Annotated in this window: 14 protein-coding genes; 2 read left to right on the top strand and 12 right to left on the bottom strand. The window is 34.7% G+C overall.

What is annotated here, in order from left to right; genetic code table 11:
• Positions 1 to 191: 191 nt before the first annotated feature.
• Entirely contained in the window at positions 192 to 872 is a 681-nt protein-coding gene (locus SPD48_RS10130; protein WP_336257981.1) for a metal-dependent hydrolase, read from the bottom strand.
• A gap of 1,005 nt (positions 873 to 1,877) precedes the next feature.
• Positions 1,878 to 2,993, bottom strand: a complete 1,116-nt coding sequence (gene ald, locus SPD48_RS10135) for an alanine dehydrogenase (protein WP_336257982.1) — start codon at positions 2,991 to 2,993, stop codon at positions 1,878 to 1,880.
• A gap of 249 nt (positions 2,994 to 3,242) precedes the next feature.
• Here ald and SPD48_RS10140 point away from each other — a divergent pair, with 249 nt between their 5' ends.
• A complete protein-coding gene (locus SPD48_RS10140; RefSeq protein ID WP_336257983.1) occupies positions 3,243 to 3,677 on the top strand; it encodes a universal stress protein in 435 nt (144 codons plus the stop codon).
• A gap of 158 nt (positions 3,678 to 3,835) precedes the next feature.
• Here the strand turns inward: SPD48_RS10140 and SPD48_RS10145 are convergent, their stop codons facing one another.
• Both SPD48_RS10145 and SPD48_RS10150 read right to left on the bottom strand, forming a co-directional pair.
• The gene (locus SPD48_RS10145) at positions 3,836 to 4,351 is read right to left on the bottom strand and encodes a MogA/MoaB family molybdenum cofactor biosynthesis protein (protein ID WP_336257984.1); all 516 of its coding nucleotides are present in this window, start codon (positions 4,349 to 4,351) and stop codon (positions 3,836 to 3,838) included.
• A gap of 64 nt (positions 4,352 to 4,415) precedes the next feature.
• The gene (locus SPD48_RS10150) at positions 4,416 to 4,976 is read right to left on the bottom strand and encodes a DoxX family protein (RefSeq protein WP_336257985.1); all 561 of its coding nucleotides are present in this window, start codon (positions 4,974 to 4,976) and stop codon (positions 4,416 to 4,418) included.
• 261 nt (positions 4,977 to 5,237) lie between these two features.
• Between SPD48_RS10150 and SPD48_RS10155 the strand changes: the two genes are divergently transcribed.
• Positions 5,238 to 5,483 carry a hypothetical protein gene (locus tag SPD48_RS10155; protein WP_336257986.1) on the top strand — a complete coding sequence of 82 codons (246 nt, stop codon included), beginning with the start codon at positions 5,238 to 5,240 and terminating at the stop codon, positions 5,481 to 5,483.
• A 247-nt stretch (positions 5,484 to 5,730) separates the two neighbouring features.
• Here the strand turns inward: SPD48_RS10155 and SPD48_RS10160 are convergent, their stop codons facing one another.
• The 8 genes from SPD48_RS10160 to SPD48_RS10195 form a co-directional block, all read right to left on the bottom strand.
• Positions 5,731 to 6,939 carry an acetate kinase gene (locus SPD48_RS10160; protein WP_336257987.1) on the bottom strand — a complete coding sequence of 403 codons (1,209 nt, stop codon included), beginning with the start codon at positions 6,937 to 6,939 and terminating at the stop codon, positions 5,731 to 5,733.
• Between the two features lie 158 nt (positions 6,940 to 7,097).
• Positions 7,098 to 8,084: a class I SAM-dependent methyltransferase gene (locus SPD48_RS10165; protein WP_336257988.1), complete on the bottom strand. Its 987-nt coding sequence runs from the start codon at positions 8,082 to 8,084 to the stop codon at positions 7,098 to 7,100.
• Positions 8,085 to 8,351: 267 nt separating this feature from the next.
• A complete protein-coding gene (gene tpx / locus SPD48_RS10170; protein WP_336257989.1) occupies positions 8,352 to 8,852 on the bottom strand; it encodes a thiol peroxidase in 501 nt (166 codons plus the stop codon).
• Positions 8,853 to 8,934: 82 nt separating this feature from the next.
• The gene (bioB, locus tag SPD48_RS10175) at positions 8,935 to 9,942 is read right to left on the bottom strand and encodes a biotin synthase BioB (protein ID WP_336257990.1); all 1,008 of its coding nucleotides are present in this window, start codon (positions 9,940 to 9,942) and stop codon (positions 8,935 to 8,937) included.
• 38 nt (positions 9,943 to 9,980) lie between these two features.
• Positions 9,981 to 10,562: a biotin transporter BioY gene (locus tag SPD48_RS10180; RefSeq protein ID WP_336257991.1), complete on the bottom strand. Its 582-nt coding sequence runs from the start codon at positions 10,560 to 10,562 to the stop codon at positions 9,981 to 9,983.
• Between the two features lie 300 nt (positions 10,563 to 10,862).
• The gene (locus tag SPD48_RS10185) at positions 10,863 to 11,069 is read right to left on the bottom strand and encodes an alpha/beta-type small acid-soluble spore protein (RefSeq protein ID WP_336257992.1); all 207 of its coding nucleotides are present in this window, start codon (positions 11,067 to 11,069) and stop codon (positions 10,863 to 10,865) included.
• Positions 11,070 to 11,176: 107 nt separating this feature from the next.
• Positions 11,177 to 12,379 (bottom strand): tRNA uracil 4-sulfurtransferase ThiI, encoded by a 1,203-nt coding sequence (thiI, locus tag SPD48_RS10190; protein WP_336257993.1) that lies wholly within the window; start codon positions 12,377 to 12,379, stop codon positions 11,177 to 11,179.
• A gap of 6 nt (positions 12,380 to 12,385) precedes the next feature.
• A complete protein-coding gene (locus SPD48_RS10195) occupies positions 12,386 to 13,525 on the bottom strand; it encodes a cysteine desulfurase family protein (protein WP_336257994.1) in 1,140 nt (379 codons plus the stop codon).
• Between the last annotated feature and the right edge of the window lie 6 nt (positions 13,526 to 13,531).

Below are 13,531 nucleotides of genomic sequence, written 5' to 3' on the forward strand. Positions count from 1 at the left end.
AATAATGAGAGTAGTTACTTGAGGAAAAATTGTTGGAATGACACACAAATACCTTTTCGTACTTTAGGAAGGTTATTCAAAATAATTAGTACGATTTTCTTCTTCTAATTCTGTCTTGCGTTGTCTTTTCCAACAATTTTCATATCTTTCATTGATAAGGAGTTTATTTGATAACTCCTCTCTTCAAAAATTTATACTTGTAAAGACTCGCCAACCTTAAGCGCAATACCTTTACCAGTTTTCACTTTATTAGCAAATAATTCTGCATCTTGTTTGATAACTGGAAACGTATTATAATGCACCGGAACAACATTTTTTGCTTTAATCCAATCACAAGCAATCAACGCATCTTCTGGTCCCATTGTAAAGTTGTCTCCGATTGGAACAAATGCAAGGTCTATTGTATTCATGTCACCAATCAATTTCAAATCGGAAAATAATCCCGTATCACCCATATGATATATCGTTTTATCATTTATAGTGAGCAAGAGACCAGCTGGCATTCCTGTATAAATAAATGTTCCATCTTCTTCCTCATAAGAAGAACTATGAAAGGCTTGTGTGTATTTAACTCTGCCAAAGTCAAAATCATAGGCACCACCAATATTCATGCCATGAGCGTTCAAACCTTTTTGACCTAAGTAAACAGCAAGCTCATTAATTGCTACAATATTTGCGCCAGTCCGTTTTGCAATAGCCATCGTGTCACCAACATGATCCCCATGTCCGTGCGTTAATAAAATCACATCCGCTTCTACTGTTTCTGGATCGAGATTACTTAATTCATTGCCAGTTATGAATGGGTCAATTAAAATTTTGTGCGAATCTGTTTCGACACGAACACACGAATGTCCATGATACGATACTTTCATACATATCTCTCCTCGCATAATTTTATTGCATTCTATTTTAACATAGAAAAATGAAATACAAAATTTTTCATAAAAAAAGTACACCTCATAGTTAGAGAATGTACTTTTTTATTAATAAACTCACTCAACTTTCGCTAAGTGAAAGCAGATAAATAAACCTTGGTAGTATTAGGAGGTTTAGAGATTCACTTCCTTAGTTGTATTTTAAATTTACTGGTTGCATGAAAATACAACTATATTCCGAGATATTTCATCATTGCAGTTGCTATAAACTGCGCAGTAGATGCATCAAATTATTTTTTGGAAGCCGCTTCGGAAAAATACTTCGCTTTCACCACAGGCATAAGAGCGACATCTGTTCAAGCTGCACTATCGTTTGCTTTTACAGTGTCTCCTTTACCGCAGGCACGGCCTCAGCTTCTGTAGATTCTCGTTAACGAGAACCTACAGGGATCTTCGGGCTCGTGGGACTGCCACTATCGTTCGTCCCATCGAGAACCATTTGCTATTCCTACAGGAGTCTTCGTATTTTTCCTACGCTAGCACGAATGTATTTAATAGAAAGCATTGTTGTTGTCAGTCAAACAGTGACCATCCCAGCGGAGGAAATATGTGGAGACTCCTATGGGAGCATAGGCCTAGGTGAGACTACGCAGTGCGTAGCACATAGGAGGCCGGGCAGCCGCCCATGGAAAGCGAAACATATTTCCGAAGCGGTTGTTTAGTTCATTCTTAAATTTTCAGCATTGATAAGGTTATCAAGATATCAAATAGAAGCATTTTTGAGTTAATCCACGTATCTGTTTAAACTTAATTTTTTTGGTACGAAAGTTGAATAAACTCATTAGAGCAACCTTTTGATATAGAATTTTTCGCTAAAAATTAGATCATGAACGTGATTATTGATTGTAACAATTTTATTCGTTTCTCACTGATAAATTTTAACAATTTAGGATCGACCATTTTACGTAGGAATGTTCGGAATTTTTAGGGATGAAAATGATATTATTTAATCATTGTTGATGCCTCTATATAATCATATCCTAATGCTTCTGCAACTCCTTGGTTTGTAACTTTTCCATTCATTGTATTTAAACCTTTTAACAACGTCTCATTTTCCCTCATTGCTTTTTCATACCCTTTATTTGCAATTTGTAAAGCATATGGAACGGTAGCATTTGTTAAACCAGTTGTTGATGTTTGTGGTACAGCACCGGGCATATTTGGCACCGTATAGTGAAGAACTCCATGTTTTACAAATGTAGGTTCATCATGATTTGTTACTCTATCACTAGTAGCGAAGTTCCCGCCTTGATCAATTGCAACGTCTACGATGACAGAACCTTCTTCCATCGATTGAACCATTTCCTCTGAAACTAATACCGGAGCTTTAGCACCTGGAATAAGGACGGAACCAATAGCAAGATCCGCTTCTGCGATTGCCCGGGAAATATCAAGCGGATTTGACATTAAAACATTGACAGCATTTCCGAAATAATCATTCAATTCTCTCAATCGTACAGGGTTCAAATCAAACATAGTAACATTTGCACCAAGTCCGACGGCCATTTTAGCGGCGTTCATTCCGACTACTCCTCCACCGATGATCGCTACTTTTCCGCGTTTTACTCCAGATATTCCAGATAGTAAAATTCCTTTACCACCTCTCGTTTTTTCTAAATATTGCGCACCAATTTGGGTCGCCATATATCCAGCAACTTCACTCATTGGTGTAAGTAATGGTAATGAGCGGTCTGGTAACTGAACTGTTTCATAGGCAATTCCAATCACTTTTTTATCAAGCAAAGTTTGAGTTAATTCTGGATGAGATGCTAAATGTAAATATGTAAAAATTATTTGTCCTTCATATAAAAATTCATATTCCTCTTCTAAAGGTTCTTTAACTTTCATAATCATTTCCTGTGCCCATGCTTCTTTTGCAGTTTCTACAATTGTCGCTCCTGCATCGGCATATTCAGAGTCCGTAAAACTTGCTCCTTCCCCTGCTCCCGCCTGAACATACACGTCATGTCCAGCATTTATTAAGGTTAATACTCCCGCAGGATTAAGAGCCACTCTATTTTCATTATTTAAAATCTCTTTAGGAATTCCTATTTTCATCGATCTTACACCTCTTAGTAAATTTTAAAAATTTAAATCATTTACATTTTATCAAAGATATATTTAAATTGCATTATATTATTTACATAATCCTCTTTTTTATTATACCAAATAGGTGACGAGTAACTCTTTATATCAAAATTGTCTTAATTTTGTTAAAAATAGCCTGTTATTTTTTATCATTTTGCTTTTTATTACGTTATAATTAAAGTGTAATAGGGAAACAGAATAATAAAGGAGGACAACAAAATGAATAATAACTATGAAAAAATTGTCATTGCAGTTGACGGATCAAAAGCTTCTGAAAAAGCTTTCAAAAAATCTGTTGAAATCGCTAAAGCAAATAATGCATCTCTAGTCCTATCTCACATTGTAGATACGCGTACGTTTGCAACTGCCGAAGCTTATGACAAATCATTATCAGAACGAGCTGAAAAATATGCTAAAGATCTAATGAATGAATATGTCGCTAATGCAAAAGAAGCTGGTGTAGAGAATGTAGAACTAGTTATTAAGTATGGGTCTCCGAAAGTAGCAATTGCAAAAGAAATCGCTCCAGAAAATGATGCAGATTTAATCATCGTTGGGGCAACTGGTCTTAATGCTGTAGAGCGATTCCTAATTGGAAGTGTCTCTGAAAGTGTTGCCAGATACGCAAAATGCGATGTACTTATTGTCCGCTAGTTAAACGTTTAGAAAAACAGACTGTACCGCCTTATGACAAGGCGGTACTTTTATTTGCGGATAAGAAAATATAACTCTTCACTGCTCACTGGCTAACGATGCTACGTCCTGTCTTACTTTCGCCATAAAAGCTTTACGATAATCCAGTTTTCTATTAATTATATTTTATCCTTATTTAACTCATAGATAATGTGAGAGATTTCTGGCAAGATTAGTTTCCCCATTGCTAATTTAACTGCTCCCGAAGACCCTGGCATAGCAATAATTACTTTACTATTTTTTACCCCCGCAATTGCACGAGACATCATCGCTGCAGAACCGATGTCTTCTGTATAACTTAACATACGGAAAATCTCTCCAAATCCCGGAATTTCTTTTTCAATAATTTTTTCCACAACCTCAATGGTAACATCACGCACTGAGATACCGGTCCCCCCTGTAAGGAGAATCGCTTCCACCTGTTCATTTATTAAGCCTTGCTGAATAATTTGTTCGATTGTATCCATGTCATCAGGAACAATTACGTGATTTACACATTTATGCTCATTTTGTTCTAGTAACTCTCGTATTAATTTCCCGCTTTTATCCGTGTCAACCGTTCTCGTATCACTTACCGTTACAATCAAACAATGAACAGACCGTTTCTTAACACGATGCACGCATATCAACCCCATTTCTTTTATCTATACGATAGCCAATTTAATGATAATACACAAATGTATAATGAATTATTAAATGTCATACTTTATCTTTAATCGACCATGGAGTTCCTAAGCGTGGCAATACCCATCGATCAAGTCCATACCAACCTGCTACCTTCCAGGCCATGATAAGTAACATCGCGATCATAAACATGACTGGATTCGTACTAACTGTTCCAGCAAGAAGGAATGACATATTCATAAGTGCGCCAAAAAAAGCAGAAATTCCTGTCAAAATTCCTACGATTAAACCAAGACCTACTAATATTTCTCCCCAAGCGACCATATAAGAAAAAGGTACTGCGTTTGGAATGACGATGTTTTCTAGAAACCAAGCATACCAGCTAGCGACATCACCAGCTTCCACTTTTCCAAGTGCACCTTCCATAAAACCTTTAATAGCCGTACCAGCATTAGAGCCTGTCCAAACATCCGAAGTAACTTTGTTTATACCTGCAGTTAACCACGAATACCCAAGATATAGTCGTAAAATCAACCAAATCCAAGCTGAAGTGGTATTCGTAAATAACCATCTTGAAACAGGATTTTCATCAACTACTACATCTTTCCCCAAACCTACATTTTTCAATTTCACCATAAAAATATCCTCCTACGTTTTCAATGAACTGTTGTAAGCATAACTACTTATACAACAATTGATATTACCATAATCAATTCATTAGCACTAGTCCTTTTGAATTACATAAAGCCTGTCGTAGAGTAAATAGATATTTCAAGCTTTCGTAATAAATCAGATTTACCCGCGAAAGGTGTAATTATAAAATCTATTGCGACAGTATAACATTCAATAATTGGGCGATGCTAAAACTTAATTACAGGTTAAAAAGGAGCGAGTATTTTGGCGAAAAAAGACAATAAATCTCACCATGACCGAGGAGTTAAATATCATTATAACCGCGGTGAAAATGAGAACAGCTTTGTACAGCGACAAGATCCACGTCTAAATCAGCAAGAAATTGCCTATCAAAATTTAGCACAGAACGATCAAGAAGATGCTGTTTTCAGACAAATGCAACAGGAATTAGTGAAAACTTCTGACGAAATTTTCGACGAATTAGAAGACAGAATTCAAAACAATGAATAATGAAATCATGAGCAGACTAAGGTATCCCGGATGTATGAAACGATATAATGTTGCACTTATAGCTAAATCTAATACACTAAATTGAGCTAGAGCGCAATCAATTGCTGGCTACATATAAGTGACAGTTCAGAGTCCGTGGACACATTTTTTAATATATACCGTTAGAACATTACGTAAAAAAAAGCAACGCTGTTTCTCCGTTGCTTTCTTTAGTATTCTCCACTTATTTTTCTTTCTTTTGATCTTTTCAAACGGTTACCTTTATTTTTCCCTCCGCATATTTCATCGTATCCCTTGCAATCATTACTTCTTCATTAGTCGGTACAACTAATACTTTAACTGGTGAATGATCATAATTAATGAATCCTTCTCCTTTAATATTATCATTTAATACAGGATCCCAATAAACTCCCATAAATTCAAGACCAGTTAAAATTTTGCTGCGTACAATTTTACTATTCTCTCCCACTCCGGCTGTAAAAATAATCGCATCTACTCCAGCCATTCTTGCAGCGTAAGATCCAATGTATTGGTGAATGCGTGCTGCAAAAATCTCCAAAGCTAATTCGGCACGTTTATTTGTAGCGGCAGCTTCCGCTTGTATATCTCTCAAATCATTCGAAATTCCGGAAAGCGCTAGTAAACCACTCTTTTTGTTTAAAACATCAATAACTTCCGAAGCATTCATTCCTGTTTTCTCTATTAGATAAGGAATAATTGCAGGATCAATATCACCTGACCTCGTACCCATCGTCACTCCTGCTAGAGGCGTGAATCCCATGGACGTGTCAATGGATTTCCCTTTTTCAACTGCAGTAATACTTGCACCATTCCCTAAGTGACATGTTATTAATCTTAACTGATTTAAAGGACGATCTAATATTTCCGCTGTTCGCTGAGAAACATATTGATGGGAAGTACCATGAAATCCATATTTTCTGACTCCATATTTTTCATAATATTCATAAGGTAGACTATATAAATAGGATTTTTCTGGCATTGTCTGATGAAATGCTGTATCAAATACTGCAACCATCGGAACATTAGGTAATATCTCTTTAAATGCATGAATTCCGGTTAAGTTTGGTGGATTATGCAAAGGTGCCAAATCAGAAACTGCTTCAATTTTAGCGATTACATTATCGTTAATTTTAATTGACTTATTAAAATATTCTCCTCCATGAACTACCCGATGTCCAACAGCATCAATTTCTTTATAGGATTGAATGATACCAGATTCAATCAATTGATTTAATAAGAGTTTTACTGCCTCTTCATGATCAGCTATGTCTTTTACTATATCATTACTTTTGGAATCGGTTTCAAGAGTGAATGAAGAACCCTTCGAACCAATTCTTTCAATCAACCCTTTCGCTAAAACATCTTCCTCTGGCATTTTAAACAACTGAAATTTTAAAGATGAACTCCCTGCATTAATCGCCAAAATCTTACTCAACTATTTCTCCTCCTTTATGTTGTCCAATAAGAAATACCTATATTTGAAATAGTCAGAATTCATGATAATTAATAAGACGTTTGCTTTCCGTTGTCACTAAAGAAGAATAATTCGCCTTGTTTAATGGAACAAGGCGTCACCCAATATCTATTTATAGGTTAGTGAATTTCTTCCTTTTGGAACCAATTATTTATCTGTGTCAAAATATCTTCCATAGCTTTTGTATTATTAAAAGATGGAAGTACTGCTAGTAACGGTTGTTTTATATCTTTTGTATGTTCTCCTTTTTTTTGAAGAATAAAGATACTTTTCTTGTTTTCTTTTGATGTAAAAGCTGTATCCGGTAACTGTAAAAGTCCAATAATATGTGCATTTTGTTGTATAAAACGATGTAATTGTTCGGCTTGGTCACTTTCAAATAAAGTCTCCGGGATAATAAATATTAAAAATCCGCCAGCTTTTGTATATGTCAAACTTTGTTCTATGAATAAATGATGTGAATAAGAATGTCCCTTTTCCGCTTTTAACTCAAAATTACTTGCCTGCACATCGTCAGGATAGTAACCGACAGGTAAATCCGCAACGACTAAATCAACAGGATCAAGTAAGAATGGTCTCAAACTATCCTGGTGAAAATATTCAACCCGTTTTTTCTGCAAGTTAGCATTTAGTAGAGATATTTTTAGTAATGTAGGATCAATTTCACTTGCAAATGCCTTTATAGGCTTCGATAAATGACTCATTACAATTAATAACAAGTTTGCAGTACCACTAGCCAGATCAAAAACTCTCACTTCTTCCATGTTGTTTGTTAACTTATCTGCTAAGTATCCGATAAATAATGCTATCGCTTCTGGAGTCATTGTATGGTGATGTTGTGTCGCTTTCTTCATCCCCTTTAAAACCGCAAGCTGAATGGCCTTCCTAATATCTTCTGTTGTATAGTCAGATAAATTAACCTTTCTTAATGATTCTTGAATTTGAGCTTTTAAGCCTTCATAGTTATCTTCGTGTATATCACCATAGAAGAGTGCTTCTAATGTTATTGCTAAACTATCTAAAAAAGGTTCATCAACTTGTACTTGAACTAACTCGCTAGTTTCTTCTATCCAATCATATAATTCAACTACTTTTGAATTATTCATTTAGCCCCCTCCACTTCTCCTTGAGTTAGCCATTTAATAAATTACTTATTATTGTAGCAAAATTTCTCAAAAATAATATTAAATACGAAAAGAAAGTTTGAATTGTACTTTTTTATGGTTTACTTGTCTTTTTAGCTGTATTACAGTTTTAAAGTAAAAGTCTTAACTATATCATTGTATTTGATTTACTTATAATGTCAATGAAAAAGGAAACGGACACAAATTTAATTGTGTCCGCAAAAATAAAAAGAATCTTCATTTAAACGTTTATTGTGCATTTTTTGCCGCTTCTAATGCTTTATCGTAATCTGGATGGTTTGTAACCTCTGAAACATATTCTAAGTACGTGACTTTATCATTGCTATCTATAACGAAAATAGATCTTGCAAGCAGTCTTAATTCTTTTATTAACACTCCGTATTTTTTACCAAAATCCGCATCACGATGGTCTGATAATATATCAATATTTTTGACGCCCTCTGCACTACACCAACGAGTTTGTGCAAAAGGTAAATCCATACTGATAGTAATAAGTTGCACATTGTCCAATTTATCAGCTTCTTCATTAAAACGCTTTGTTTGCTGTGCACAAACACCAGTATCTAAGGATGGAACAATGCTTATCAATTTAACTTTACCTTTGTAATCATCTAAAGAACGATCACTTAAGTCGTTAGCTACAACAGTAAAGTTTGGAGCATCATTTCCTACTTGAATTTCTGTACCTAATAATGTAACGGGACTATCTTTAAAAGTGACTTTTACCATAAAAGCTCAACCTTTCCATTATTATTTACTTTACATTATGAATAAGCTAAGTTGGATTGTCCATCATTTCGCGTTATGAATTTTAAACCTCTATTTTTTCTCTATCTTCTATATTTTCATAATCAATTTCGAATCCTAAATCTTTTAACATTTGATAGTCGCTATTTCTTTCTTGACCATCCGTTGTTAAATAATCACCAATAAAAATGGAATTTGCTGCAAATAAACCTAACGGTTGCAATGTTCTAAGATTCACTTCACGACCGCCTGAAATTCGAATTTCTTTTGTTGGATTCATAAAACGAAACAAAGCTAGTACTTTTAAGCAATAGAGCGGATTAAGCTCATCCGTTCCTTCTAAAGCTGTTCCATCAATTGCATGTAAAAAATTCACAGGAATTGAATCAGCATTTAATTCTTTAAGCGCTCTTCCCATTTCATATACATCTTCTAACGTTTCTTTCATTCCAACGATAACGCCTGAACAAGGAGATATCCCAGCGTTTTTTACTTTGCCGACAGTAGAAACACGATCATCATATGTATGACTTGTCGTAATGTTAGAATGATGCTCCTTAGATGTATTTAAATTATGATTATAGCGATCAACACCCGCTTCTTTTAATTTCTCTGCCTGCCCTTCTCTTAATATTCCAAGGCAAGCACATACTCGCATATCTTTAAATTGATCTTTAATTTCTTTTACTGCACTTGTTACGATATCAAGTTCACGATTTGTTGGCCCTCTTCCACTTGCAACGATACAATACGTTCCTGAATTTAGATCATGTGCCCGTCTGGCCCCTTGAAGAATTTCCTCTTTTGTCATCATCGTATATTTTTGAATCGGCGCTTTTGAATCAATGGATTGTGAACAATATCCGCAATTTTCTGGACAGTAACCGGTTTTTGTACTAATGATCATATTTAGCTTAACTTTTTTTCCATAATAGTATTTCCTAATTTTGAAAGCAGCATCCATTAATTGCAGAATATCATCATCAGACGATTCTAATATAGCTAGTGCTTCTTCTTTGTTAATTTCATACCCATTTATAACTTTGTTTGCGATTGCACTCCAATTGTACATGAAAACCCTCCTGGTTAAATAATAGAATGTATGCAACTTTAAATGCTATGTTCAGTAATTGGTTTTCTTATTGTGATTCCGTATTTTTCTAATCGAAAAGCAAAAACACCTGCTAAGACGGATAGTATAATATCTTTTGGAAGTGGCGCGAGCATCCATAACCAAGCAACTTTATATGAAAATGCCGGTGGAGCTTCAAACCAAAGTTTATAAGCAGCATACATCCAATTTGTACCAAAGATATAGTTAATTGCCATAGCTATTAACGCTGCTGCTATATAAGAAGGAAAACTCGCATTTAATTCTCCAATTTTTCCAGCGACATATGCGACAAGAATAAACGATAAAATAAAACCAAAAGTCGGAAATATAATCATGCCAAATCCACTTTTAAACTGTGCAAAAACAGGTGCTCCTACTAACCCTAACATCATATAAACGAACATTGAAAATGCACCTAATCGGCTCCCTAATACAAGGCCTGCTAACACCGCAAAAAATGTTTGTAATGTAATTGGAACTCCGCCCACTACTAAAAAACTAAAATTAGCTCCAATAGCAGTTAGTGCTACGAACATTGCTCCTAGTGTTAATTTCAAAGTCTTACTCTGAGGTTTCATATTTTTCACCCCCCTTTATGTTCACTTATATTTTTTGTAGTTTACACATAAAGTAGGTTATCATATATTTTCATTATGTCAACCTTAAAAATATAAGGTAAACATATTTCCTTGAAATTCTTTGAATGATTCAATGGGCTGATATTAAAAATATCAAGATAGGGAGAAAAAGAGTATTTAAAAAACTATATAGAAGAGTATCCTTGCACTAATACTTTTAAAATTAAGAAAATGTAACTTAAAAAAGAGTCAATCCTAAGCTAATAGGAATGACTCTTTTTTGTTTTCAATATTTATTTGTTATTGAGTTCCACCCATTTGTTGTTGCGCCATGTGAACTAGGCGTTTTGTAATTTCTCCTCCAACGGATCCGTTAGCTCGAGATGTAGTATCTGCACCAAGTTGTACGCCAAATTCCTGTGCAATCTCAGTTTTCATTTGGTTTAACGCTTGTTCTGCACCAGGAACTAGCAATTGGTTTGAGTTATTTCTGCTGCTATTTGGCATGTTCTTCACCTCCTTGGTACAATTATCATGCGCACGTTGGAGGTTGATCATACATAAATACAACTGGTAGTTGTTGTTATTTTAAGGATAAATTGTTAAACATGTTTTTATAGCAACTCATCAAAGTTGTCCTGTGACTCCGGTTTATTATCGACCTTTATTAGTTGTATTTTTTCAACTGCTTCATGGATTAATTCGCTAAAATCTGTATCCTTTTCTAAATAATTTACTTTTTCTCTTGTCGGGTTTGTAACTGGAGACTTAGGGACAAATATGGTACAACAATCTTCATATGGACGGACAGAAATATCATATGTTCCAATTCGTTTAGAGTAATTAATAATTTCTTCTTTATCAAAACCTACTAAAGGTCTAAGTACTGGTAAATTGGTCACTTCATTAATAACGTTCATGCTGGCTAACGTCTGGCTTGCAACCTGTCCTAAGCTTTCACCAGTTGACATTGCAAGTATTTTTTTCTTCTCACAAACTCTTTCACTAATTTGCAGCATGACACGACGCATTACAGTCATCGCATATCGTTCTGGGATTACTTTAAAAATTTCTTGCTGTAATTTTGTAAAAGGTACGAGATGAATATTAATTGTACCACCAAATTCAGTTAATACTTTAGTTAGGTCCAACACTTTCTGTTTTGCTCGTTCACTTGTGAAAGGAGGAGAGTGAAAATGGATCATTTCTAATTTTACTCCACGTTTCATCATTAAGTATCCGGCGACAGGAGAGTCAATTCCTCCCGACAAAAGTAATAATGATTTTCCACCAGTTCCTACCGGTAATCCACCTGCCCCACGAATAACGGTTGACGTAATATAGGTAGCTTTTTCTCTGATTTCGACTTTAACTTCAACATCTGGGTGATGTACATCAACTGTATAATCGGATGAATTTTTTAATAAATGAGCACCCAAAATCCGATTAAGCTCTTGTGAACGAATAAGAAAACGTTTATTCGCTCTACGAACAGAAACTTTAAATGTTTTGGCCTCTTTACTCTGTGTTAACGCAGATAATGCTCCTTCTTTAATAGCTTCCTCGTTATTTTCCACTTTAATTGCTAAACTCATGCTGTAAATTCCAAAAACATTTTTACATTTATCTATAATAGGTTCAGGAGATTCTCCATTTAAAACTATAAACATTCTACCTTGACTTCTAGTCACACGAACCTTTGGAAAATCAATTAAAGCTTGTTGTATATTTTTTTGTAATTGTAAAATAAATTGTTTAATGTTTTTTCCTTTTAATCCTAGTTCTCCATAACGTATTAATATATGGTCATAATTCATATCTATCTACTCCAATATCTCTTTTAATTGCTCGATGGTTTCACGAAACTTTATTATAAAATTCTTTATCTCATTTTCTGTTGTATCATATGATAAACTAATGCGTAAACCAGATATCGATCGTTCATCAGAAAAGCCACATGAACTTAAGACACGGCTTTTATCTGACTGCTTAGATGAACAGGCAGACTGTGTAGAAATAATAATTTCCTTTTCATATAGTGCATGAATAACAACTTCCGGTTTAAGCCCTAAAACAGAAACATTAATAATATGTGGCGCTCCATTCTTAGGTGAATTTATAAAGACACCATCTATATTCCTGAGTTCTTCATATAATTGATCATGTAAATTCATTAGCTGCTCTGACTGACTTTGTTCTTTTTCTTTAATTAATCGAAGAGCCCGTACAATAGAAACATTACCTGCCACATTTTCTGTACCAGAACGTATCCCAAATTCCTGATTTCCTCCATGAAATAAAGGAAATAATGTTGTTCCTTCTTTTACATACAACAATCCAGTACCTTTTAATCCATGTATTTTATGACCGGAAATTGTACAAAGATCAACTTGACTATTCTTTAATGAAAGTGGTACTTTACCAATTCCCTGAACTGCATCCACATGGAAAAATACTTTCGGATAATCGCTTAAAATATTGCCAATATCATCGATAGGCTGAACCGTTCCGATTTCATTATTTACGTGCATAATGGAAACAAGAATCGTCTCTTCCGTGATTGCTCTTTTTAATTGTCCAAGGTCTATCTTTCCTTCTTCATTTACAGGAAGATATGTGATTCGAAAGCCCAATTCCTCTAAACTTTTACACGTTTCATATACAGATGCATGCTCAATGCTACTTGTAATAATATGTTTCCCACGTTTCTGATGTTTCAATGCTATTCCTTTTATTGCTAAATTATTTCCTTCTGTCCCACCCGAAGTAAAAATAATTTCTTTTTGCTCTACTTGCAATAATTGTGCAGCTTGTTTTCTTGCTTGGTTGTGCAATTTCTCAACCTCTCCACCTAGTTCGTGGATAGAAGACGGATTTCCGAAATATTGCTCGGCAACTTTTTTAAAACTTGATATTACTGTTGAATTCGTCTCAGTTGTTGCACTATTATCTAAATAAATCATAAGAAA

It is taken from the genome of Pseudogracilibacillus sp. SE30717A, from assembly GCF_037071985.1.
In the GTDB taxonomy this organism is placed as follows: Bacteria; Bacillota; Bacilli; order Bacillales; family Amphibacillaceae; genus Pseudogracilibacillus.

Bases quoted from the DNA above. Each gene is read 5' to 3' on its own strand.
- SPD48_RS10130 (WP_336257981.1), bottom strand. From the start codon at position 872: ATGAAAGTATCGTATCATGGACATTCGTGTGTTCGTGTCGAAACAGAT.
- ald (WP_336257982.1), bottom strand. From the start codon at position 2,993: ATGAAAATAGGAATTCCTAAAGAGATTTTAAATAATGAAAATAGAGTG.
- SPD48_RS10140 (WP_336257983.1), top strand. From the start codon at position 3,243: ATGAATAATAACTATGAAAAAATTGTCATTGCAGTTGACGGATCAAAA.
- SPD48_RS10145 (WP_336257984.1), bottom strand. From the start codon at position 4,351: ATGGGGTTGATATGCGTGCATCGTGTTAAGAAACGGTCTGTTCATTGT.
- SPD48_RS10150 (WP_336257985.1), bottom strand. From the start codon at position 4,976: ATGGTGAAATTGAAAAATGTAGGTTTGGGGAAAGATGTAGTAGTTGAT.
- SPD48_RS10165 (WP_336257988.1), bottom strand. From the start codon at position 8,084: ATGAATAATTCAAAAGTAGTTGAATTATATGATTGGATAGAAGAAACT.
- tpx (WP_336257989.1), bottom strand. From the start codon at position 8,852: ATGGTAAAAGTCACTTTTAAAGATAGTCCCGTTACATTATTAGGTACA.
- bioB (WP_336257990.1), bottom strand. From the start codon at position 9,942: ATGTACAATTGGAGTGCAATCGCAAACAAAGTTATAAATGGGTATGAA.
- SPD48_RS10180 (WP_336257991.1), bottom strand. From the start codon at position 10,562: ATGAAACCTCAGAGTAAGACTTTGAAATTAACACTAGGAGCAATGTTC.
- SPD48_RS10185 (WP_336257992.1), bottom strand. From the start codon at position 11,069: ATGCCAAATAGCAGCAGAAATAACTCAAACCAATTGCTAGTTCCTGGT.
- thiI (WP_336257993.1), bottom strand. From the start codon at position 12,379: ATGAATTATGACCATATATTAATACGTTATGGAGAACTAGGATTAAAA.
- SPD48_RS10195 (WP_336257994.1), bottom strand. From the start codon at position 13,525: ATGATTTATTTAGATAATAGTGCAACAACTGAGACGAATTCAACAGTA.